Consider the following 22,749-nt stretch of genomic DNA (forward strand, 5'->3'; position numbering starts at 1 on the left):
TATCGAACCTCTTATTTATACATTAACTTTATCCATAATTAAGAAATCAAGAATCTCTTTTGAGACTGAAAGAAAAATATCTTCTGGTATTGCTGTTATTGAGTGTGCAATTAATAAAGGCACAAACAAAGCCGTCTCCACTTTCCAACCTTCGTTTAAAATATATCAGCACAAAAAATCCTGTAGTTAAAGTAGATTCTCTAAGTATTGTGCCATCAACGCTAATTGTTCGTGGAGTAAGCTTAGGATTATATAAGGTAGATGAGGTAAACGCAACAATAACCTGGCTAAAGCGTCCTCAGGCGGATAGTGTACAAGTTGTTTACCGGGTTTTTCCTTATAAATTAAACGCAGTAGTGCAGCATTTTAATTTTGATAGCGTGCGAGATAATTTTATTGCAGAAAAACCCTTTTCATTCAACTATAATAACAAAGAAAATGGGTCTTTATTAGACTTCGGCAATATCAATTACAATGGTAGTTTCGGCAGAGGAATTTCTTTTGGAAATAACCAGGATGCAGTGCTTACCTCAAGCTTAAACCTGCAGTTAAACGGGTATATCGGCGATAGCCTGCAATTGTCTGCTGCTATTACCGATAATAACATTCCTATACAACCTGATGGCAATACACAAAACCTGCAAGACTTTGACAAAATATATATACAGGTCCGTAAGCATGGCTGGCAATTGAATTTAGGAGATATCGACATCCGTCAAAGCAAAAGTTACTTCTTAAATTTTTATAAACGTCTACAAGGAGCTTCTTTTATAACTGATAATAAGCTGTCAAAAAATATAAGCAACTCATTATTGGTAAGTGGTTCTATCGCAAAAGGAAAATTTACTCGAAATGTAATTACGCCTGTAGAAGGAAATCAAGGACCATATAGACTGCAAGGCGCCAACAATGAACTATACTTTACGGTATTGGCAGGTACCGAAAAGGTTTTTATGGACGGCGAACTGTTGCAGCGTGGCGAAGACCAGGATTATGTAATTAATTATAATACAGCAGAGGTAACGTTTACGCCTAAGCGAATGGTAACGAAAGATAAACGTATCCAGGTAGAATTTGAATATTCTGACAGAAATTACCTGAACTCCAATCTTTATTTAAATGATGAATTGACGATCAATAAAAAGCTGGCAATAAGCATCGGTTTGTTTTCAAACCAGGATGCTAAAAATTCACCTATTAACCAGGTGCTGAGTGCGGACGAAAAACAATTTTTATCAAACATTGGTGATAATATCGGCAATGCATATTATCCATATGAAGCGGTGGATACTTTTTCGGCTGGTAAAATATTGTATAAAAAAGTTGATACGATCTATAATGGAACACAACATGCACTTATTTATGAGAACAGCTCCGATAATGCCAATATCTTGTATAGTATTTCTTTTTCTTATTTAGGTCCCGGCAAAGGAAATTATACACAGTTAAATACGGCTACTAACGGTAAAGTATATACGTGGGTAGCACCTGATGCCAATAATAATAAGCAAGGCGATTACGAGGCTTTTGAATTATTGGTGACACCGAAGAAAAGCCAGATCGTTTCTTTAGGGGTAGACTATAGTATAAATAAGAACACGGCGCTTAAAACTGAATTTGCATTGAGTGATTATGATATCAACCTGTATTCTGAAAAAGATAAAGGCAATGATAAGGGGGTAGCAGCCAAATTGCAATTGACCAACGATGGTAAAAAGCTAAACTTATTTAAAAAAGAATTTCAACTACAAACCCAGTTGGGATATGAATTTGTACAAAGTAAATTCCAGCCCGTTCAACGGCTTCGTTCGGTTGAGTTTAACAGGGACTGGGGTTTGCCCTTTGATGCAAATCCTGCCGATGAGCAATTGATCAATGTGGGCTTGCAGATCAGCGATAAAGCCAATAATAGACTTAGCTATCAAATTACAAACTATAACAGAAGCGATACATTCAATGGATTTCAACAAATACTGCAACATTCAATGGCAGTTAAAAGCTGGACAATAAGTGACCAGGTTAGTCTTACTACAACCACTACTTCTTTACAAAAAGATTTTTATTTGCGACCGACTGTTTCTATTTCAAAACAGTTAAGGTCTTTTAAAAATCTTTCATTGGGTGCAGGTTATTCAGGAGAATATAACAGGCTTACAGATAAAGCACCGGACTCATTAAATGCCGGAAGCTTTGCTTTTAATATTTGGCAGGCATACGTTAAAAGCGACCAGGCTAAACCAAACAAATGGTCAATTACTTTTTTTACGAGAGATGATCAATTATTATATCAATCTAAATTGCAGACAGCCAATCGAAGCAGCAATATTAATTTCACAGCTGAATTATTGAAGAATGAACGAAATCAGTTAAAGTTCAATATTACCTATAGGAACTTGCATGTTGTGAATGCTGCTATAAGCGGCCAACAAGAGGATAAAAGCTTACTGCAACGTACAGAATATATATTCAATAATTGGAAAGGCTTTTTAACCGGAAGTTGTTTATATGAGATCGGCTCGGGACAGGAACAAAAATTGGAATACTCCTACATTGAAGTACCGGCAGGGCAGGGGCAATATGCCTGGACAGATTATAACAATGACGGTATTCCTGAATTGAATGAATTTGAAATTGCATTATTTCCGGACCAGGCAAAGTATGTTCGCATTAATACGCCAACCAACCAATATGTTACGGCTAATTATGTGCAATTCAATTATAGCTTTAATCTTACCCCCCAATTGTTAATTAATCCACGTAATGCAAAAGGATTAAAGAAAATATTATCCCGTATAAGTACTGCATCTGCATTGCAGGTAAATAAAAAGAATGTTTCTAATGGAAATTTTGATTTCAATCCCTTTGACAATAAGCTGGTTGACACAAGTTTGCTGACTTTAAGTTCATTTCTCTCTAATACTTTGTTTTTTAATCGTACCAGCACTATATGGGGAATGGATATTACTCATAGCATCAACAATAATAAATCTTTGCTTACCTATGGCTTTGAGAGCCGCAAGCTGCGTACCCTCAATTTTAAAACAAGATGGAACATTGGCAAAAATTTCACATCAAGTGTTGCGCTAACTTCTATATTGAACCAGTTAAATACGCCGCAATTTGAAAATCGCAATTATAACATAGATGAAAAAGAAATTGAGCCGTCCATCAGTTACGTGTATAGATCCAATTTCAGGCTTACTTTTTCTTATAGTTATGATGATAAGCTGAATAGCATTGGCTATAATGAACGTGTAAGCAATAGTGCATTAACAACAGAAGTGAAATATAATGTGCTTTCCAACAGTACCATTAACGGAAAATTTTCTTTAAATAATATCAGTTTTGCTTCTGATTCAACAGGTTCTGAAAATTCTACTACAGGATATGTAATGTTAAATGGTTTATTACCCGGTAAAAATTATTTATGGAACTTTTCATACACCAAACGATTAGCCGGAAATATTGAAATAACAGTGCAATACGAAGGAAGAAAACCTGGAACAGATAGGGTGATCCATACCGGAAGAGCTACATTAAGAGCATTGTTGTGATCAACTTGTAATTTATTAATGCAAACCTGTAATGATAGCATTGGTAGTAAATAAAAATGTTCCAACATTGTTGGAACATTTTTATTTATATTATCAATTTGGAATAAGATGCTTATCCAAACAAGCCGCCTTTCTTTAAGTGTGTTACACCTTCGCCGATCTTAAATCCGTTATTGTAAACTTGTATTTTGTAATCACCGATGGTGAACTTATCAGTTTGCTTCCAATCAAAACTTACCGTTTGGCGTTTTGCCTGAATATAGTTTACATCAATCTTTTGTGTGTAATTAACATCCTGTCCTTCTCTGCTTGTAAAAGAGCCAGAACCTAAACTTTCTACTGAAATAGTTTTACCGTCTGGTCCTGTTATAGCAACATACAATGTTTTGTTGCCGGATGGTGTAATAAGATTTTCATCCAGGTCAAACGCAATGCGAAGCTTGTTTACTTTCTTTGCATTGGTAGTTTGTTTTTCTTTACCATTACCCTTATCGTCAATGCCGGAAATGCTGAAATTAGAGGCGTGTAAAGTAGAACCAATGTCAATAACATCCTCTCTTTGTTTTACTACCTGTTTTGTGGAATCCAGGTCTTTTAATGCAACGTCACGTTGAGAAGTAACTTGTTGTTTTTCTACAGTCAACTGTGCATTAGCACCTTGTAATGAATCAACCTGCATTTTGTAAGAAGTGATATTGGCATTAAGAGAAGCGATCAACGTCTTAGCTTCTGCTAACTCTTCTTTTGTTGCATTAGATTTGCCCAATATGGTTTGAATTCTTGCTTTTTGCTGGGCAATTTCCTGATCTTTTATAGTAATGGTGCTGTCTTTTTTAGCATCCACCATTTTAAGATTTTCAAATTTATCAGAAGCCTCATCATACATTTTTTTCAGCGAATCTTTTTCAGCAGACAAGGTCATATTTTTATTGTCTTTTTGCTGTATGATCTGGTTTTTTTCACTTTTATCATAAATGATATAACCCCATGTTGCTAGTAAAGCAACGATTAAAACACCAACTACTACAGAACGGGTGTTTGACTTTGGGGGTTGAACGGTTTCATTTACTGGAGAATTTTCTGCCATGTTAAGTAAGGTTTTAGGTGGTTACAATATTATAAAATCGGCTTCCAACTATTTTTCATGCATAATTTGTAGCCTTTTGGGATGACGGCTACGCAATTTCCAAAATCATGCCAAAAATTGTATCTTTTTAATATATTTATTTAATAAAACAGCCTGATTATTGCAAATCATTAATTCTAAACAGGCTATATCTTTCTAATTTTTTCAATTATGCGCACTATTTTCTTGCTTATTGCCTCCAATATTTTTATGACGATTGCATGGTATGGGCATCTCCGGCACACTTCCGCTCCATTGTTCAAGGTAATTGTTATTAGCTGGTTAATCGCTTTTTTTGAATATTGCCTTATGGTGCCTGCTAACAGGTGGGGCTACACTAACGGGTTTAATGGCTTTCAATTAAAGATCATTCAGGAAGCAATTACGTTGATTGTTTTTTCTGTATTTGCAATGCTGTATTTAAAAGAAGCATTTCATTGGAGGTATTTGGTAAGCTATGCTTTCTTAATGGGAGCCGTATATTTTATGTTTAAAAAATAATAATCATGAGTTATAATTATCTGCCGCTCGATAAAAGCCCATTGAACTTTCAACAAATAAAAAATTTATTGGAATACGATCAATTGGTTTCTATTACGTTTGATGCACATGAAAAGATTACGCGTTGCCGTGAGTACCTGGATGAAAAGCTGGAAAAAACAGGAGAGCTGTTTTATGGGATCAATACAGGATTTGGTTTTTTGCAGAATGTGAAAATAGATAAAGCTCAATTGCAGGAATTACAGGAGAATTTGTTAAGATCTCACGCATGTGGAGTAGGGGAAGAAGTACCTAAAGATATTGTGAAGCTGATGATAGCATTTAAAATAAAATCATTAACGTATGGAAACTCCGGCGTTCAAATAGATACGGTGAAGCGGTTGATGGAAATGTATAATAATGATGTGTTACCGGTAATTTATACACAAGGCTCTTTAGGCGCTAGTGGAGACCTAGCGCCCTTAGCACATTTGTGCTTGCCATTAATTGGATCTGGAGAAGTAAATCATGAAGGAAAGAGATACGATCCGAAAGACATTTATAAAAAATTTAAGTGGCAAAATATTGAATTGAAAAGTAAGGAAGGATTGGCTTTGATAAACGGCACACAGTTCATGAGTGCTTATGGGTTACATAATTTAATAGAGGCTGATAGATTATTGGAATGGGCAGATATGATTGCTGCTATTTCCTTTGATGCATTTGATTGTTCCACCGAACCTTTACATGAAAAAATACATTCTTTACGTTCGCATAAAGGACAGGTGAATACTGCTGCCAGTTTGCGGGCTATTTTAAAAAGAAGTGAAATAGCTGCACAAAAAAAAGAACAAGTACAGGATCCTTATTCTTTTCGTTGTATCCCGCAAGTGCATGGAGCTTCAAAAGATACCTTTGAATATGTGTTGCGTATTTTTATGAAAGAAGTTAATTCGGTAACCGATAACCCTACTATCTTTCCTGAAGATGACCTGATATTGAATGGAGGAAATTTTCATGGACAGCCGTTGGCACTGGCGTTGGATTTTTTATCGATTGCTATGAGCGAAATAGGCAGTATATCTGAAAGAAGAATTTATCAATTGATCAGCGGACAACATAACCTGCCTATGTTTTTAGTTAAAAATTCCGGACTGCATTCCGGGTTTATGATACCTCAATATACTGCAGCTGCTTTGGTAAGTGAAAATAAACAATTGTGCACGCCGGCAAGTGTTGATTCCATTTCATCCTCCAACAACCAGGAAGATCATGTAAGCATGGGTGCTACAGCAGCAACCAAGTGTAAACGCATAATCAATAATGTGGAAAAGATTTTAGCAATAGAATTACTTACGGCATTGCAGGCATTGGAATTTCGTAAGCCATTAAAAAGTTCACCTGTTATAGAAAAGCTCGCAACTGAATTTAGAAAAGAGGTTAGCTTTAATGATGCTGACAGAGTATTGCACAATGATATTATGAAAGCGATAGAATTTCTTCGTTCCAATTCTTTTGATTAGCTTTTCGTTTATTCATTCCCGTTACTAAATGTGTGTAGAAAATATTCCACGATACAAAACAGGTGGTTGGCATATGATTTGCAAACTGTTATCAATTCTTTCACATATTAAACACCTGGTTATGAGAAACAAAATTTTGTTCCTTGCTGTCCTATTGTTTGTGTCTTACTCTTTTTTAATGAAAGCAGGAGCACATACTATTATTAAAAGTGCAGGAGTGTATCGTACTTCACAAGATAGCATTCCGCATGCAACAGACAGCATGAAAATTACACCGATTCAACAAAAAAACCTTCTTAGTAGTAAAGGGATACAGGTTGATCAGAGGCTAGTGCTTGTTTACAGGTATTGGCCTTTTATTGTTTGGAAGTAATGATGTCAATAATATTTTCGTCACCGCCATTTGCTACTACTATTTTATTTAACCTGGAAACAGATATGCCTTTTTGTATAAGATAATTAATAACGTTATTCAATCTTGTTTCAACAAGCGATGAATTTACTTTGCTTTCCAGTGCATACGCTTTAATATCAACATTGACGTCGGGATTTTGGATCAGCAGTTGTGCTGTTCTGTCTAAAAATGCTTTTGATAAAGCATTTAAAGCCGTCATATTTGGTTTAAATAAAATGGTAGGAAAATCGAGAGGGGCTGTAGAAATAGCGTCTTTATTAATAATAGCGGCACTGTTGGTAGTTTCTACCTGTTGGGAATTGTTATTTTGAGGTACAGCAACAACAGTTGGTTTATTGGCAGGCTTAATTATATTTTCTTTCGGAGTGCTTATTTTAATACTGTCTTTTTTTATTGGTTGTGCAATAGATTTTATCGGTTGAGTAACAACGCTTACCCTTTTTAAAGTATCTTTTACAACAGGTAAGGCTAAATTGTTATTAGTAACCGGCTTAATAACGGCTTGCGTTGTTTTCCCAAATTGTCCACGTAAGACAATATTATAAGTAGTGGAACCTGCAGCAGGATAATAAGAACGAACAACTGTAACATATCCCTCACTTTGAAAATAAATTCTATGAGCAGCGGGTGTAACCTCTGCTAATTCAAAACTATAATTACCGGCGGCATCTGTAACGGTCATTACAGTAGTATCAAACAAAATGGTAACATTTTGCAATGCCTGCCCTGCCTCATCTTTTACATTACCCGATAATATTATAGATTGATGAGAAGAAACTTTCTTTAATAGAAGATAATGTGCATGAATAACAGGTGATGCCGTCGTTCGGCATATTGTAAATAAAATGGCTAATGTAAAAAATATCTTGCTCTTCATTTAATTTATAGTTTAAACAAAGCGCAAGATAAGATTGATTATTCTAAATCATTAAAGAGATACAAACTCTATAGCGTTAAAGAATTTATATTCTTTGTGATCTGTTGCAATTATAAAATAACAAATTATTTTGCCGACAATTTGAACGTGTACCAACTGGCATCTTCTTTTGCATCATCGGTTTTGCCAGAACCAGGTTGTACACTTGTTTCTCTGTGAAAGCTACCGCCGCCGCCACGCATACCGCCCATACCTCTTCCCCCGCCGCCCATACGTCCTCCGCCACGAGATGGAGTAAAACCGGTATTCCTGTTTTGTATCTCTGTTTTCATTGAATTAACGATAATGCCTACGCTTAGTTTTGAGATTTCATTTTCACCAAAAATATATTTTAAAGGAATGGCAGCTTCGTAACCAAGCCCTTTCGGATCCGGTTTGATAGCAACTTGTATCTTGCTTTGATCAGAAATGTTATATCGCCCATCACTTAGATTATAGAAGCCGTTTGTACTGTAAATACTATCTTTTGAAAAAAGAACTTGCCTGTAATCTTTTCGATAAGAACTGTCTCCATTATTCATTTGTTTTCTCATTGGAGAAAATTCACTGTTAGTCAGGGGGAAAGTGAAATATGTTTTTTTGTTCTTTGCTCCGGTAACATCGAAGTAAATGCTTACACCGGAACGAAGGATCTTGGTAGCAGTAATATCATCATTTGTTTCAAAACTTATATAGATGTTCTTGTCATCATTGGTAACATCATATTGTATTTGTCCTTCTGTGCTGGTAAAGCGCAATGGTTTACTCCATTCGCTTAGATCACCATCTATGGTAACTTTGGTTTGCTGATAAGAGTCTGTTGGGAATGTTTTATGTGAGCAGCTGATAGTATAGAAAAACAAGATAACTATTGCTATTCTTCCAAGATATTTCATTGCCTTTTAATTTTAGATGGGTAAAATTAGACACCGCCTTTTTTTATATAGGAACAGTGTAGTTAATTAACGATTGAATAACGGCACTCGCTAATTACATTCTTTTAACCAGCCATCGTATGATTTAAAATGAGTAAGTGTAATTTCATTCTTGTTGGTGTTGCATGTTTGCAATAAAGGAGACATGTTAGTTTTTAAAATAGGAGCATCTATAGAAACCTGTTGGCAATTGATTAATTTGATCAAGGGTGTTTTGTTTTGAGGAAGATCGGATATGATCTTGTTTATTTTAATTCCCTGTACATCATCAAAAGCTACAGCAGGACGAGAGTCGGGATTAGTTAATTTTAAAGAAACATTGTTAAGGATGATATTTTTTACATGGCGAATAAAAAATCCGCTTACAGGGTACGTATCTCCAAACATGCTGTTTTCAGGATAGGCTGCAATGTTTTCCGTAAGTTGAATAGAAGTATCTTCTTCATTTCCTGCTCCTAAACATTTTATTGAAATATTTTCAAGCTTTATATTTTCTATATAATGATTGGGGAAGGCTGTTATAGAACTAGCCATTTTACTATGGCTTGACGCATTGATATTGCTGATAGCAATATTTTTAATACTACCTACCGGAGCTATAGCAGTATCACCTACTTCTTTTCTGCCTCTATTGGCCAGCCTTATAAAAATAGGGGTTTGAACATCTTTCATAGTGATATTGGAAACAGCAATATTATCGATAGCAGCACCGTCAGTAGCTTCAATGGCTAAGCCGGATATAACGGAAACGGGTATGTCAATTCCATGCCATTTTTTTTGCCAGTTGAAAATGGGGCTTTCGGCTGCCTTTTTAATACTACAGTTATAAATAAAAATATTTTTAAAGCCGCCGATAGAAGTAGTGCCAAACTTTATGGCATTGCAATTGGACGCAATGGTACAATTTCTTACAATGATATTGCCGCAGATATTATATCGACTGTGGCTTTTAAAACAGATTCCGTCATCATCGCTGTCTATGGTACAATTTTCGATCAATACATTTCTGCTGTCAATATCCATTCCATCGTTATTATGATTGGCATGATTGTAAACGTTCAATCCGCGTAAGGTTACTTCTTCACAATTCAAATAATTCTGCATCCAATAAGCAGAAGAAGTTAAATGAATATTTTCTACCAATATTTTTTTGCAACTGACCAAAAGCAAACCGCAGGGACGTTCCCAGCTTTTTGCAGAATTGGTTTCATCACCTAAATTAAATTCAGGGCTTTTGCCATTACCGTCAATCGTTCCTTTGCCTGTAAATGTTATGTTGTGTACATCTTCTGCAAAGAACAATGCTTTATTGCTTCTCGATCTTCCATCAGGAAAATGCGTAAAGTAATTTGGGAAACTTACCTTATTATCAGGATAGTCGGCAAAAGACGAACCTCCTCTAATAACAGCATCTTTATCCAGATTGATCGTTACATTGTTTTTAAGATATATTGTGCCTGTAAGAAAAATACCTTTTGGAATAATAACCTGTCCGCCTTTTTGTGAGCATTCATCAATAGCAGCTTGTATAGCTTTGGTATTGTAAACTTTGCCATCGCCAATTGCTCCATAATTAAGGATATTATAAGTTTGCGATAAAACAGTGGCGGAGCTTAAACAAAACAAAGTAATTTGAAACAGTCTTTTCATAGTGATCGTTTTTTACTTTCAATGATACCCATTTCCAGCCCGCGTAATTCTGCCAAACCTTTTAATCTGCCAATAGCGGAATAACCCGGATTGGTTTTCTTTTTAAGATCGTCGAGCATTTGATGCCCATGATCCGGGCGCATAGGAATATTGCATTTTTGTTGTTGCATTACTTCAGTTAAATTATTTATAACAGCAAACATATCTGTATCCCCATCCAAATGATTGTCTTCAAAAAAATCGCCATCATCATTACGTCGTGTATTACGTAAATGAATAAAATGGATCCTGTTTCCGAATTGTTTTATCATATCAGGCAGATCATTATTTTTATTTACGCCCAATGAACCGGTGCAAAAACAAAGCCCGTTGTTAGTAGCAGGAACAGCGTTGAATAAAAGATCAATGTCATTTGTATTACTTACTATTCTTGGTAAGCCTAATATGGAAAACGGAGGGTCATCAGGATGGATGGCCATTTTTACACCGCCTTCTGTTGCTGCCGGAATAATTTGCTGAAGAAAGTAGATCAGGTGTTCACGCAATTTGCCGGAACTAATATTGCCGTATTTTTCTATAGCAGCAATAAAATTGGTCAGATCAAAACTTTCTTCACTACCCGGTAAACCTGCTATTATATTTTTTTGAAGTAATGATTTTTCTTCTTCAGTATATCTTTCAAAAAGCATTCTGGCTTTTGTTAGTTCAGCAGGTAAATAATCAAGTTCGGAATTTTTTCTTTTTAGAATATAGATGTCGAAGGCAGCAAGAGCGGCTTTTTGAAATCGTAAGGCTTTGGCGCCATTGGGTAGGGTATAAGCCAGGTCCGTTCTTGTCCAGTCCAACGCCGGCATAAAATTATAAGTAATGATCTTTATGCTGCAGGCTGCCAGGTTTTGGATAGATTGTTTATAGTTGTCAATGTATAGCTTAAAATTGCCGGTTTGTGTTTTGATATCTTCATGCACCGGCAAGCTTTCCACTACTGCCCATTCCATCCCGTTGGCAGCTATTTCCTGTTTGCGTTTGTTTATTTCTTCCATCGTCCATACCTCTCCGTTAGGTATATGATGTAATGCCGTTACAACACCGGTACAGCCCGCCTGTCGTATATCCGATAGACTAACTACATCATTTGGACCAAACCAGCGCATGGTTTGTTGCATGGAATAATAAATGGAGCTCATATCTGTTAAGAGGAGGATCGTTATGACCCTGTTACATAATTTATTTTTAAATAATCGTTGATCGTTGGATCCGTATAATATTTTTCTCCCGTCTTTTTATTCTCGATAACATCAAAGTCGTGGTCTTTATAAAAAGAAGAGTGTATAAAAGGATGAATATTGATTCCACAAAAATAAATTTGACCCACCAGCGGTATAGAATGCCAATCTTCATTAAAATTAAATTTTTGCAGAAGATAATTGCAGATAGCTGAAAAAAAGGCGGCATACCCAACGCAATGTGCATTGTTGCTTGTGATAAGTTTATTAGGGTCGTTTTCATTTTTAGCTTCTTTGAATTGTAGCTTTTCTGCAGTGAGCTTCAATGAAAAGTCAATTATGTCTTTAATACTTTCGGGTTTGAATGTGATAGAAGCACTGTCGATATAACTGATCAGTTTTTTATCAGAGACTGAATAGGTGCTTCTTTGGCTTATGGTTTTGTAGAAAAAGAAATGCCGGTATAAAAACCCACGAAAAATCAATCCACATACAAGGAGAAAAAGAATTGACAAGCTAAACCATTTCAAAAATTTAAACCAGCGCTTCATTAACTATAAAGTTAGCTATACATTTTAATGTTGCGCCATATTGTTACCATTTTAAGATTTAGTTGACGGGCTGCCTGATTGAGCGAAAAGCCCGCTGAGGGTTTGTGTGTAAGGAGCGTGGCGGACTTGCAGCGAAAGCAGGAACTGTTGTTGAATTAAGATGAAAAGCTAACAGCCCCTAAAAAAACAATGCGCCATGTATTTATCACAGCGCATTTCTTCTATGTAAGGGAATATGTTTATTAGTTGCCTACAACCATATATACAAACTCCTGCATTTTCTTTACCTGTTGTGCTCTGTCTAACGATTTTAATGCAGTGCCGGAAGGAATCTTGATAGTTTGATTGCTGGATGTATCTGATCTTTTCAGTTCATCTATAATACGTACAATGTTTTTTGATTTAGCTGCATATACAACACCGTCAGCTTTAGAATCTTTTGCAGTAATGATACCGATCAATTCGCCATTTTTATTGATAACGGGAGCGCCGCTATTACCCGGATTTGCAGAAACATTTAGCTGGTAAGCTGTTGAATCATCGTCATTGCCCGATTGAGCGCTTACATAACCTTCGCCATACACTACTTCGTTACGAGGAAAACCTAATGTAAAAAATTGCTCACTCAGATCAGCATTACTTTTCTTTATGCTGTAAGGAATACTGTTGATAGTTTTAAAAGAAGTATCTGCGATCTTTAATATTGCCAGGTCGCTTGTGTTATCTGTATAAACAGCTGTTGCAGTGAAATATTCCCCTTTGTTGTTTTCAACATAAATATTTTTCATTCTGCTGAGAACATGAAAGTTTGTTACCAGGTATCCTCTGCCATCTATTAAAAAGCCGGTACCACGATAATTAATATTATCAGGCTGAACTTTTACAGGAACATTTACCTTGCTTTTTTGCTGGTCGATCTTTATTTCATTAACCTGTTGCTGCGTTTTATTGATCAAACCAACCAATTGTTCGTAAGTGCTGTCTGTTTGCCTTTTGGAATAATTAAAAATAATTCCAGAACTGAATAAAGAGATCAGTAATGCAATAGAAGCTGCTACGGCAATATTGCGTTTGTATTTTTTCCATAAGTAAACAACTTTAGCTTTGCCATTTAGTTGCGACTTATTGATTATGCCTTCCTGCGTCAATTTAGCCTCAACCTCGTTGATGGCATGTTTAAAATTCTTAACGGCTTCAAATCTTTCTACTTCGTTTAGAAAATAGGTGTGTTCTACCGTTAATTGGTCTATTTCGGGATTGGTTCTGCGCAATTCTTCAAACTGTGCTGCTTCCTGTGGAGACATTTCTCCCCGAAGGTAGCGTTCCAAAGCGTCTAAAATCTGCATTTCATTCATCGTTATTCGCTTTTATATTGAGCAAAAAATAATTTCTTTAATCTCACCAGGCACTTGTATTTCTGAGTTTTTGCATTGTCTGCATTGGTATAACCAAACTCTTCTGCAATTTCCTGCATGCTTTTTTTCTGCAGGTAATAGGCATCCAATAAACTCTTACAAGGCTCCCCAATTTTACTCATGGCAGTGTCCATCATGGTAAAATCGGTGTTTTTCTTTTCATGTTCTTCCACTACATCATCTACAGGTATCGTTTCTTCCAGGTTATCTACGCTTAAACTATACCGTTGCTGTTGTTGCAGCTTTTTAAGCCAAAGACGCCTGCAAACCGAATATATATATGTTTTAAGCTGACAGTTTAGTTCAAAAGTAGCAGAAGAGGCTTTTTCATAAAGAACGATCATGGCTTCCTGAAAAATATCTCTCGCATCATCTACCGAGCCGCTGTTATTCAATATAAGTGCTTGAATCATAGCGTAGTTTTGCCGGTAAATTGTTTCTATAGCTGTTCTGTCGTTTTGCGCCAGTCCTTTTAGTAATGTAATTTCTTGTTCTATTGTGCTCACCGGGCTAATAATTAATACGTTTACTGTGTAATAGTAACCCAAAAAAACGAAAAAAAATTTTAAAAAGAACGGGTTACCTTTTTTTAAAACCAGTATTAACCGTCATAATTATATATAATTAAACACATTTAAATTTCAAACAAAATGAAAAAAGTATTATTTGCTTTCGTTTTAGCTGCTGGTTTCGCAGCTTGCGGTGGTGGTGCTTCAACTGCTCCAGCTACAACTGATTCTACAAAAACTGCTGATTCAACTGCTAAAGCTGCTGATTCTACAGCTGCTAAAGCTGATTCTACAGCTGCTAAAGCTGACTCTACAGCTGCTAAAGCTGACTCTACTAAGAAAGCAGCAGATTCAACTAAGAAATAATTTAAGCCGGCAACAGATAGCTTGTTTGAGTAGCCGGCTCGTATAAGAGTTTTTCATATGGCAAGCAATCGTTAAAGTCGCTCCTATTCTTAGGAGCGACATTTTTTTATGTAGTATGTTGATTTTGTTACCTGCAGTAGTAGTTCTATTAGACAGCGGTTGTGTCACTCCCTTGTGCGGGATATCGCTATTCTGCAATTCCAGCAATAGCTTATAAATCTTAACTGCATATCTAAATTTATCTAAAAATAAATTGGCAAATTCAATTCTCTGATTTATTTTCGCAACTCATTATGAAATTAACAACAGCAAATACTTTCTTTTACTACGGTTACTACTTTATCTAAGTAGCCGGGTAGCTTTTGTTAAGTAATAAAAAATAAAGACACTAACATAAACGAATCCCGGCTCAAAAAGCCGGGGTTTTTTATTTTACCCCAAACCCCTAAAGGGGCTTAACGGAGAAATAAAATGAGTAAAGAGAAAAACGATAAAGATTTGTCAGTAAGAGTTTCGATACAGGGCTACGAAGGGAGCTTTCACGAAATGGCAGCCCGCCAATACTTTGGCAATACAGTTGAAGTAATTCCTTGCGCTACGTTTAGAGATGTAATAAAGATCGCTTCTAATAAAAAGGAAAGTGAAGGCGGCGTAATGGCGATTGAAAATTCTATTGCAGGCAGCATCTTACCTAACTATACATTATTGCAAAAAAGTACTTTGAAAATTGTTGGCGAAGTTTATCTTCCGATCAAACAACATTTATTGGTAAACCCGGGAGTTAAGTTAAGTGATATAAGAGAAGTGCATTCGCACCCGATGGCAATTTTGCAATGCATGGATTATTTATCAAAGCACAATTGGAAACTGATCGAAACTGAAGATACCGCCTTAAGTGCAAAACATATTCATCAGCATAGAAGTAAACATATTGCAGGCGTAGCCGGAAAGTTGGCAGCGGATCTATTCAGTTTAGAAATTGCAGCAAAAGATATTCATACACAGAAAAATAATTACACCCGCTTTTTGATATTGCAACGCAATGACAATACTTCAGTGGTGAACAATGCCAATAAAGCATCGGTAAGCTTTCATACCGATCACTCAAAGGGAAGCCTGGCAAGGGTTTTAACGATCATTGCTGAAGGAGATATTAATTTAAGCAAGCTGCAAAGCATGCCGATTGCGGGTACCAATTTTAAATATAGCTTTCATGCGGATATGGAATTTAAAAATACCAGCCAGTTTGATGCAGTGATGAAGGAAGTAGAAAGATCAACAGAAGAATTAAAGATATACGGGGTATATAAAAACGGAAAACAATCGAATTAAACCTTATTGAATAAACGATGACAACAGCGAAACGATTAGAAGGCATAGGCGAATATTATTTCTCTCAAAAATTAAGAGAGATAGAGGAGTTAAATAAGCAAGGAAAGAACATCATCAATTTAGGAATTGGTAGTCCTGATCTGCCACCGCATGAAGACGTTATAAAAGTATTGAATGAAGAAAGTGCGAAACCGAATGTTCATGCGTACCAATCGTACAAAGGCTCTCCGGTATTGCGCAAAGCTTTTGCTGATTGGTATAAAAAATGGTACAATGTTGAGTTGAATATTGATACAGAAATATTGCCGTTGATCGGAAGCAAAGAAGGTATCATGCACATCTGCATGACTTACTTAAATGAAGGAGATGAAGTATTGGTGCCGAATCCCGGCTATCCAACTTACAGGAGTGCAGTAAAATTATCCGGCGGAGTTTGCGTTGATTATGATCTGAAAGAAGAAAATAAATACGAACCCGATTTTGCTTCAATAGAAAAAAGAGATTTGAGCAAAGTAAAGTTGCTGTTTGTGAATTACCCGCAAATGCCAACCGGTCAAAATGGTAGCAAAGCCTTATTTGAGAAGATCGTTGCCTTTGGTAAAAAGCATAACATATTAATTGTTCACGATAATCCATACAGCTTTATCTTAAATAAAGAGCCATTGAGTTTATTAAGTGTAGATGGCGCAAAAGATATCGTGATAGAACTAAACTCGTTAAGCAAAAGTCATAATATGGCGGGATGGCGCGTAGGGGTTTTGGTTGGAGCAAAAGAAAGAATTGATGAAGTGTTGCGTTTTAAAAGCAATATGGACAGTGGCATGTTTCTTCCGCTGCAACTGGCTGCAGCAAAGGCTTTAAGCTTAGGAAAAGATTGGCACGACAGTGTGAATAAAGTATATAATTCAAGAAGAGAAAAAGTATATGAGTTATTGGATCTATTAAATTGTGAATATTCCAAATCGCAAGTAGGAATGTTTATGTGGGCAAAGATTCCTGCAAAATATAAAACAGGATACGAATTAGCAGATGAGGTTCTATACAATTCAAATGTTTTCATAACTCCCGGTGGAATATTTGGCAATGCCGGTGATAATTATATAAGAGTGAGCTTGTGCGGAAGTATTGAACGTTTTGAAGAAGCAATCAAAAGAATTAAAAATAGCAATTAATAATTGATGTTTGAGAATATCACGATAGTTGGTGTAGGCTTGATCGGCGGTTCATTTGCATTAGCAATGAAAGATAAAGGCATTGCTAAAAAGGCAATTGGTGTAACGCGTTCCGAAAGTTCTGCTAAAAGAGCATTGGATTTAGGATTGATTGATGAAGCCTTACCTCTAAAAGAAGCTGTTGCAAAAAGTGATCTGATCTACATTTCTATTCCTGTTGATACAACCATTGATACAACATTGCAAGTGTTGGATATAATTAACGATAAGCAAATTGTTTTAGATGCAGGCTCTACCAAAGACGCTTTGTGTAAAGCCATTGCCGATCATCCAAAAAGAAAACGTTTTGTAGCAACGCATCCTATGTGGGGAACAGAATATAGTGGTCCGGAAGCTGCCGTACACGGCGCTTTTGAGGGACGTGCGTGTGTTATCTGCGAAAAAGAAAAAAGCGATAGTGATGCGGTAACAACCGTAGAGGATATTTACAAAAAAATAGGCATGAACCTCGTGTATATGGATGCTAAAGCACACGATGTGCACGCAGCCTATGTAAGTCATATATCACACATCACTTCGTTTGCATTGGCAAATACGGTATTGGAGAAAGAAAGAGAAGAGGATGCGATTTTTGAATTGGCGGGTGGTGGTTTTGCAAGCACGGTGCGTTTGGCAAAAAGCAATCCTGCTATGTGGGTGCCGATATTTATGCAGAACAGGGAAAATGTATTGGATGTATTGAATGAGCACATCAGCCAGTTAAGGAAATTCAAAGCAAGCCTTGAGAAAGAGAATGCGGAATACCTTACTGAATTGATGGAGAATGCGAATAAGATTAAAAGAATAATAAAATAATAGTTTCACGCAACGAAACAAAGAAAGCAAAGTGCACAAAATTTATAGCGTAGTTCCTTTGTATTTGTTGTCCACTTTGTGTGAAATAAAAGAGTAAACAAATCAAATATTTATAAACCAAACTTCAGACAATAAAAACTATTTTTGCGTATGAAAACAGAAACATCAACGATGAAAGAGTTAGTTCAGGAAAAGTGGGCAAAACGCCCGTTAATTATCAGTGGTCCATGCAGCGCCGAAACAGAAGAGCAGGTGCTGGAAACCGCTACACGTCTTGCCAACACAGGTAAAGTAGATATGCTGCGTGCAGGCATTTGGAAACCAAGAACCAAGCCGGGTATGTTCGAAGGTATCGGTGTAAAAGGTTTGCCTTGGTTATTAAAAGCAAAACAAGTTACCGGCTTGCCAACTACAGTTGAAGTTGCAACAGCGAAACACGTGGAAGATGCATTACAATTTGATGTAGATGTATTGTGGATCGGTGCCCGTACAACAGTAAACCCGTTCAGCGTGCAGGAAGTTGCTGATGCGTTACGTGGCGTTGATATTCCGGTGTTGATTAAAAACCCCATTAATGCTGACCTGGAATTATGGAGCGGCGGCATCGAGCGTTTACAAAAAGTTGGAGTAAAACAAATTGGTATGATCCATCGTGGATTTGCCAATTACGGAAATACAGAATACCGCAATGCACCTATGTGGCATTTGCCGATCGAAATGAAACGTCGCTTCCCCGGCATGTTGCTCATTTGCGATCCATCGCATATCGGCGGTCGCAGAGATATTTTGCAGGCAATTGCACAACAAAGTATCAACCTTGATTTTGATGGTTTGATGATCGAAAGTCATATTGATCCTGATCACGCCTGGAGCGATGCGAAACAACAAATTACTCCTGAGCGTTTGGCTGAAATGTTAGGTGATTTGGTATGGCGTTCTGAAAATACGGATAAAGAAGAGTTCATAACGGCATTGTCTACACTAAGAGAGCAGATCAATCATATTGACGATGAATTGTTGGCATTGATTGGTCAGCGTATGAAAGTAGCAGATAAGATCGGTCAGTATAAGAAAGACAATAATATCACCATTTTACAAACCAATCGCTGGAACGATATATTGGAAAAGGCTTTTGCTAAAGGTGATAAATTGGGATTAAGCAAAGACTTTATCTCTAAATATTTTGATGCGATCCATTTGGAATCGATCAACCATCAGAATAAAGTAATGAATTCATAAAATGTTAGTATAGGTTTTGGGACGGACATTTGTTGAGCATTCAACATCGTTGTGTCACTCACTTATACGGCATATCAATATTCAACTTTAATTTGAACGAATATTATTCACGCAAAGGCGTAAAGTCGTCCAACTTTGCGCCTTTGCTTCTTGGTTTCTTTGCGTGAAACTAAAACAACAATGAGCAAGCAGACTTACAAATTTTCCAATTCTTCAACTGATTTTTATTTTGCCGATAGCATCAATAGCTTGAAAAATATTGTTGATGTTAAGAATGCGATTTTCATTACTGATGAAAACATTTTTAAAGCGCATGAAAAAAAGTTTAAGAATTACCAGCGCATTATTTTACCTCCCGGCGAAGCACATAAAAATCAGGACACTGTTAATTCCATCATTCAGCAATTAATTGCATTTGAAGCAGATCGTAAAACTGTTTTAATTGGAGTAGGAGGTGGAGTGGTTACAGACATTACAGGTTTTGTAGCGTCTACTTATATGCGTGGAATAAAGTTTGGGTTTATTCCGACTACCTTATTAGCATTAGTAGATGCAAGCATCGGCGGAAAGAACGGAATTGATATTGGAGTTTACAAAAATATTGTTGGCGTTACCCGTCAACCTTCTTTTATCTTACACGATTATAGTTTTTTAAATAGCTTGCCTGAAAGCGAATGGCAGAACGGTTTTGCAGAGATCATTAAACATGCCTGTATTAAAGATGCCGCCATGTTTAAAGAATTGCAACAGCATTCATTGAAATATTATTTCAGCAAGAAAAAAGAAGCTGCAATATTAATTCAGCGCAATGCAAAGATCAAATTGAAAGTTGTGCAGGCTGATGAGTTTGAACAAAACGAAAGAAGATTATTAAACTTTGGGCATACACTTGGTCATGCATTAGAGAATCAATATGAGTTATCGCATGGACAGGCAATCTCAATCGGAATGACGTATGCATCGCATATCTCGCAACAGTTGTTTGGTTTTAAACAAACAGAAGCGATTGTAAAAACATTCGAGCAATACGGTTTGCCTACTTATTTTCAATTTGACAAATCAAAAGTATTTGATGTGTTGAAAATGGATAAGAAGCGTGAAAGAAAAGAGATGAATTATATATTATTGGAGAAGATCGGCAAAGGAGTAGTAAAGCAAATTCCATTAATTCAATTAGAAAAAATTATACAATCCTTATAAAGTGATAGTAAGAGTACAACCATCTGCAATCAAAGGTGAAATCGTTGCACCGGCATCCAAAAGTTCCATGCAACGTGCATGTGCAGCGGCTTTGGTGCGTAAAGGAACGTCCATCATTTCAAATCCCGGCATATCTAATGACGATAAGGCGGCATTAAGCATTATTGAAAACTTAGGTGCAAAATGGGAAATGGCAAATGATAAATTGATCGTGAAAAGTGAAGGAGTAAAACCGATTTCCAATGAAGTGAATTGTGGCGAAAGTGGTTTAAGTATTCGTATGTTCTCACCAATTGTCGCATTAAGTGAAAAAGAAATTACGGTTAATGGCAAAGGAAGTCTTGCCACAAGACCAATGGATTTTTTTGATGAGGTATTGCCGCAAGTAGGCGTTAAAATAAATTCGAATGGCGGTAAGCTGCCGTTAAAAATACAAGGACCATTGCAAGCAAAGGATATTTCGATAGACGGTTCTTTAAGTTCTCAATTCTTAACCGGTTTGTTAATGGCATATGCTGCTTCAAATGCAAATGATGTAAGTATTACAGTAGATAATCTGAAAAGCAAACCGTATATCGATCTTACCTTAAAAGTAATGAGCGACTTTGGTTTAAATGTTCCTGAAAATAGAAATCATGAATCGTTTTATTTTTCAGGAAAACCAACTGATGCAAACGAAACTATAAATTATACAGTAGAAGGTGATTGGAGTGGCGGTGCTTTTTTATTAGTAGCGGGCGCAATCGCTGGTGACATTGTGGTAAAAGGATTGGATGTATTTTCAACACAAGCAGATAAAGCAATCTTGGAGGCATTAATGTCTTGCGGAGCAAAAATTTCTATTGAAAAAAAACAAATAACGATCGGGCCGGCACAATTGAAAGCTTTTCATTTTAATGCAACTGATTGCCCTGATCTGTTTCCTCCATTAGTGGCACTAGCTTCTTATTGCGAAGGCAAGACTGTTATTGAAGGAGTAAGTCGTTTAGCTCATAAAGAAAGCAACCGTGGATTAACTTTGCAACAAGAGTTTGGTAAGATGGGCGTGGAGATTGAATTGCAAGATGACTTAATGATTGTAAATGGCAGCGGTATAATAAAAGGAGCAACTACTCATTCACATCACGATCATCGTATTGCAATGGCTTGTGCAGTGGCAGGATTAAAAGCTGAAAGCGAAATGATAATTGAAGAAGCAGAAGCCATCAGCAAATCGTATCCTAACTTTTATGAGCATTTGAAACAATTAGGAGCTTCTGTATCTTCACTCGATAAACAATTAAATTAATGAACAGTTTCGGCAGAATTTTCAGAGTAAGCATTTTTGGTGAATCGCATGGTGAGTGTGTAGGCATTAATATTGATGGTTGTCCTGCTGGATTGCCTTTAAGTGTAGACGATTTTACAACTGACATTGAAAGAAGAAAAGCCGGAGCCAAAGGTACAACGCCTCGTAAAGAAGCTGATCTGCCAAGAATAATGAATGGGGTATTCAACGGAAAAACTACGGGAGCACCCATCACTATTTTGTTTGACAATACAAATACTCGCAGCGGAGATTATGAAAAGCAACGTGCAGTTCCACGTCCTGGACATGCGGATTTTGTAGCCACACAAAAATTTGGCGGCTTTGAAGATTTCAGAGGTGGTGGTCATTTCAGCGGAAGATTGACAGTGTGTTTGGTAGCTGCCGGAGTTATTGCAAAGAAATTATTGAACAATATAAAAGTAGAAGCATCTATTTTAGAAATTGGTGGTGAGAAAGATGTAGAAGCAGGGTTACAAAAAGCCATTGATGTAAAAGATAGTATCGGCGGCATTGTTGAGTGCAGGGTAAATAATTTTCCTGCAGGATTAGGCGAGCCGTTTTTTGATTCGGCAGAATCGTTATTAAGTCATGCCGTGTTTGCGATACCTGCTGTTAAAGGAATTGAGTTTGGTAGCGGCTTTGCTGCAGCAAAAATGTTCGGTATCGATCATAACGATGCGATCATTGATAAAACCGGTAAAACAAAAACCAATAATGCCGGCGGTATTGTTGGTGGTATAACAAACGGTAACGAAATAGTTTTTCGCATTGCTATCAAACCAACATCATCTACCCCAAAAGAACAGCATACATTAAATATTGAAACAGGTGAAGTAGAATCGTTTTCAGTGAAAGGCAGACATGATCTTTGTATTGCCTTGCGGGTGCCTGTTGTATTAGAAGCAGTAACTGCTTTTGTATTGGCTGATTTAATGTTGCTGGAGCAAAAGATTAAGAGAGTAATTAACTAAGTGAA

20 protein-coding genes are annotated in these 22,749 nt (G+C 36.6%); 12 read left to right on the plus strand and 8 right to left on the minus strand.

The features are described from left to right. Window positions 1-59 precede the first annotated feature (59 nt). Entirely contained in the window at window positions 60-3,554 is a 3,495-nt protein-coding gene (locus K9M53_RS07380; protein ID WP_224018990.1) for a hypothetical protein, read from the plus strand. A gap of 112 nt (window positions 3,555-3,666) precedes the next feature. On the opposite strand, the gene K9M53_RS07385 is transcribed toward K9M53_RS07380, so the two are convergent. Further along, entirely contained in the window at window positions 3,667-4,641 is a 975-nt protein-coding gene (locus K9M53_RS07385) for a hypothetical protein (protein WP_224018991.1), read from the minus strand. A 210-nt stretch (window positions 4,642-4,851) separates the two neighbouring features. Between K9M53_RS07385 and K9M53_RS07390 the strand changes: the two genes are divergently transcribed. The 3 genes from K9M53_RS07390 to K9M53_RS07400 all read left to right on the plus strand — a co-directional run bounded on the left by K9M53_RS07390 (window position 4,852) and on the right by K9M53_RS07400 (window position 7,056). Further along, window positions 4,852-5,181, plus strand: coding sequence for a DMT family protein (locus K9M53_RS07390; RefSeq protein WP_224018992.1), 330 nt, complete (start codon window positions 4,852-4,854; stop codon window positions 5,179-5,181). A gap of 5 nt (window positions 5,182-5,186) precedes the next feature. Continuing rightward, window positions 5,187-6,683, plus strand: coding sequence for a histidine ammonia-lyase (gene hutH, locus K9M53_RS07395; protein ID WP_224018993.1), 1,497 nt, complete (start codon window positions 5,187-5,189; stop codon window positions 6,681-6,683). Between the two features lie 121 nt (window positions 6,684-6,804). Further along, window positions 6,805-7,056, plus strand: coding sequence for a hypothetical protein (locus tag K9M53_RS07400; protein WP_224018994.1), 252 nt, complete (start codon window positions 6,805-6,807; stop codon window positions 7,054-7,056). Here K9M53_RS07400 and K9M53_RS07405 read toward each other — a convergent pair. The 7 genes from K9M53_RS07405 to K9M53_RS07435 form a co-directional block, all read right to left on the minus strand. Next, on the minus strand, window positions 7,040-7,975 hold the full coding sequence (locus tag K9M53_RS07405; RefSeq protein ID WP_224018995.1) for an OmpA family protein: 936 nt from the start codon (window positions 7,973-7,975) through the stop codon (window positions 7,040-7,042). The two genes, K9M53_RS07400 and K9M53_RS07405, sit on opposite strands and share 17 nt — an antisense overlap. Before the next feature lie 125 nt (window positions 7,976-8,100). Next, window positions 8,101-8,910: a hypothetical protein gene (locus K9M53_RS07410; RefSeq protein WP_224018996.1), complete on the minus strand. Its 810-nt coding sequence runs from the start codon at window positions 8,908-8,910 to the stop codon at window positions 8,101-8,103. A gap of 90 nt (window positions 8,911-9,000) precedes the next feature. Then, the gene (locus K9M53_RS07415) at window positions 9,001-10,599 is read right to left on the minus strand and encodes a glycoside hydrolase family 28 protein (RefSeq protein ID WP_224018997.1); all 1,599 of its coding nucleotides are present in this window, start codon (window positions 10,597-10,599) and stop codon (window positions 9,001-9,003) included. Next, window positions 10,596-11,786, minus strand: a complete 1,191-nt coding sequence (uxuA, locus tag K9M53_RS07420; protein WP_224018998.1) for a mannonate dehydratase — start codon at window positions 11,784-11,786, stop codon at window positions 10,596-10,598. The genes K9M53_RS07415 and uxuA overlap by 4 nt, the downstream gene beginning before the upstream one ends. 20 nt (window positions 11,787-11,806) lie before the next feature. Continuing rightward, window positions 11,807-12,376, minus strand: a complete 570-nt coding sequence (locus K9M53_RS07425) for a hypothetical protein (protein WP_224018999.1) — start codon at window positions 12,374-12,376, stop codon at window positions 11,807-11,809. Between the two features lie 242 nt (window positions 12,377-12,618). After that, window positions 12,619-13,722: a S1C family serine protease gene (locus K9M53_RS07430; protein ID WP_224019000.1), complete on the minus strand. Its 1,104-nt coding sequence runs from the start codon at window positions 13,720-13,722 to the stop codon at window positions 12,619-12,621. 11 nt (window positions 13,723-13,733) lie between these two features. Beyond that, window positions 13,734-14,297, minus strand: coding sequence for an RNA polymerase sigma factor (locus K9M53_RS07435; RefSeq protein WP_224019001.1), 564 nt, complete (start codon window positions 14,295-14,297; stop codon window positions 13,734-13,736). A gap of 144 nt (window positions 14,298-14,441) precedes the next feature. Here K9M53_RS07435 and K9M53_RS07440 point away from each other — a divergent pair, with 144 nt between their 5' ends. The 8 genes from K9M53_RS07440 to K9M53_RS07475 all read left to right on the plus strand — a co-directional run bounded on the left by K9M53_RS07440 (window position 14,442) and on the right by K9M53_RS07475 (window position 22,744). After that, window positions 14,442-14,666 (plus strand): hypothetical protein, encoded by a 225-nt coding sequence (locus K9M53_RS07440; protein ID WP_224019002.1) that lies wholly within the window; start codon window positions 14,442-14,444, stop codon window positions 14,664-14,666. A gap of 471 nt (window positions 14,667-15,137) precedes the next feature. Continuing rightward, window positions 15,138-15,998 (plus strand): prephenate dehydratase, encoded by an 861-nt coding sequence (locus K9M53_RS07445; protein ID WP_224019003.1) that lies wholly within the window; start codon window positions 15,138-15,140, stop codon window positions 15,996-15,998. Window positions 15,999-16,015: 17 nt separating this feature from the next. Further along, window positions 16,016-17,170, plus strand: coding sequence for a pyridoxal phosphate-dependent aminotransferase (locus tag K9M53_RS07450; protein WP_224019004.1), 1,155 nt, complete (start codon window positions 16,016-16,018; stop codon window positions 17,168-17,170). A gap of 6 nt (window positions 17,171-17,176) precedes the next feature. Beyond that, window positions 17,177-18,025, plus strand: coding sequence for a prephenate dehydrogenase (locus tag K9M53_RS07455; protein ID WP_224019005.1), 849 nt, complete (start codon window positions 17,177-17,179; stop codon window positions 18,023-18,025). 150 nt (window positions 18,026-18,175) lie between these two features. Continuing rightward, the gene (locus tag K9M53_RS07460) at window positions 18,176-19,264 is read left to right on the plus strand and encodes a chorismate mutase (protein WP_224019006.1); all 1,089 of its coding nucleotides are present in this window, start codon (window positions 18,176-18,178) and stop codon (window positions 19,262-19,264) included. Window positions 19,265-19,444: 180 nt separating this feature from the next. Beyond that, window positions 19,445-20,464: a 3-dehydroquinate synthase gene (gene aroB, locus K9M53_RS07465; RefSeq protein ID WP_224019007.1), complete on the plus strand. Its 1,020-nt coding sequence runs from the start codon at window positions 19,445-19,447 to the stop codon at window positions 20,462-20,464. A 1-nt stretch (window position 20,465) separates the two neighbouring features. Next, the gene (gene aroA / locus K9M53_RS07470) at window positions 20,466-21,752 is read left to right on the plus strand and encodes a 3-phosphoshikimate 1-carboxyvinyltransferase (protein ID WP_224019008.1); all 1,287 of its coding nucleotides are present in this window, start codon (window positions 20,466-20,468) and stop codon (window positions 21,750-21,752) included. Then, window positions 21,752-22,744 carry a chorismate synthase gene (locus K9M53_RS07475; protein ID WP_224019009.1) on the plus strand — a complete coding sequence of 331 codons (993 nt, stop codon included), beginning with the start codon at window positions 21,752-21,754 and terminating at the stop codon, window positions 22,742-22,744. The genes aroA and K9M53_RS07475 overlap by 1 nt, the downstream gene beginning before the upstream one ends. Window positions 22,745-22,749: the final 5 nt, after the last annotated feature.

This window comes from Ferruginibacter albus (assembly GCF_020042285.1).
Lineage (GTDB): Bacteria > Bacteroidota > Bacteroidia > Chitinophagales > Chitinophagaceae > Ferruginibacter > Ferruginibacter albus.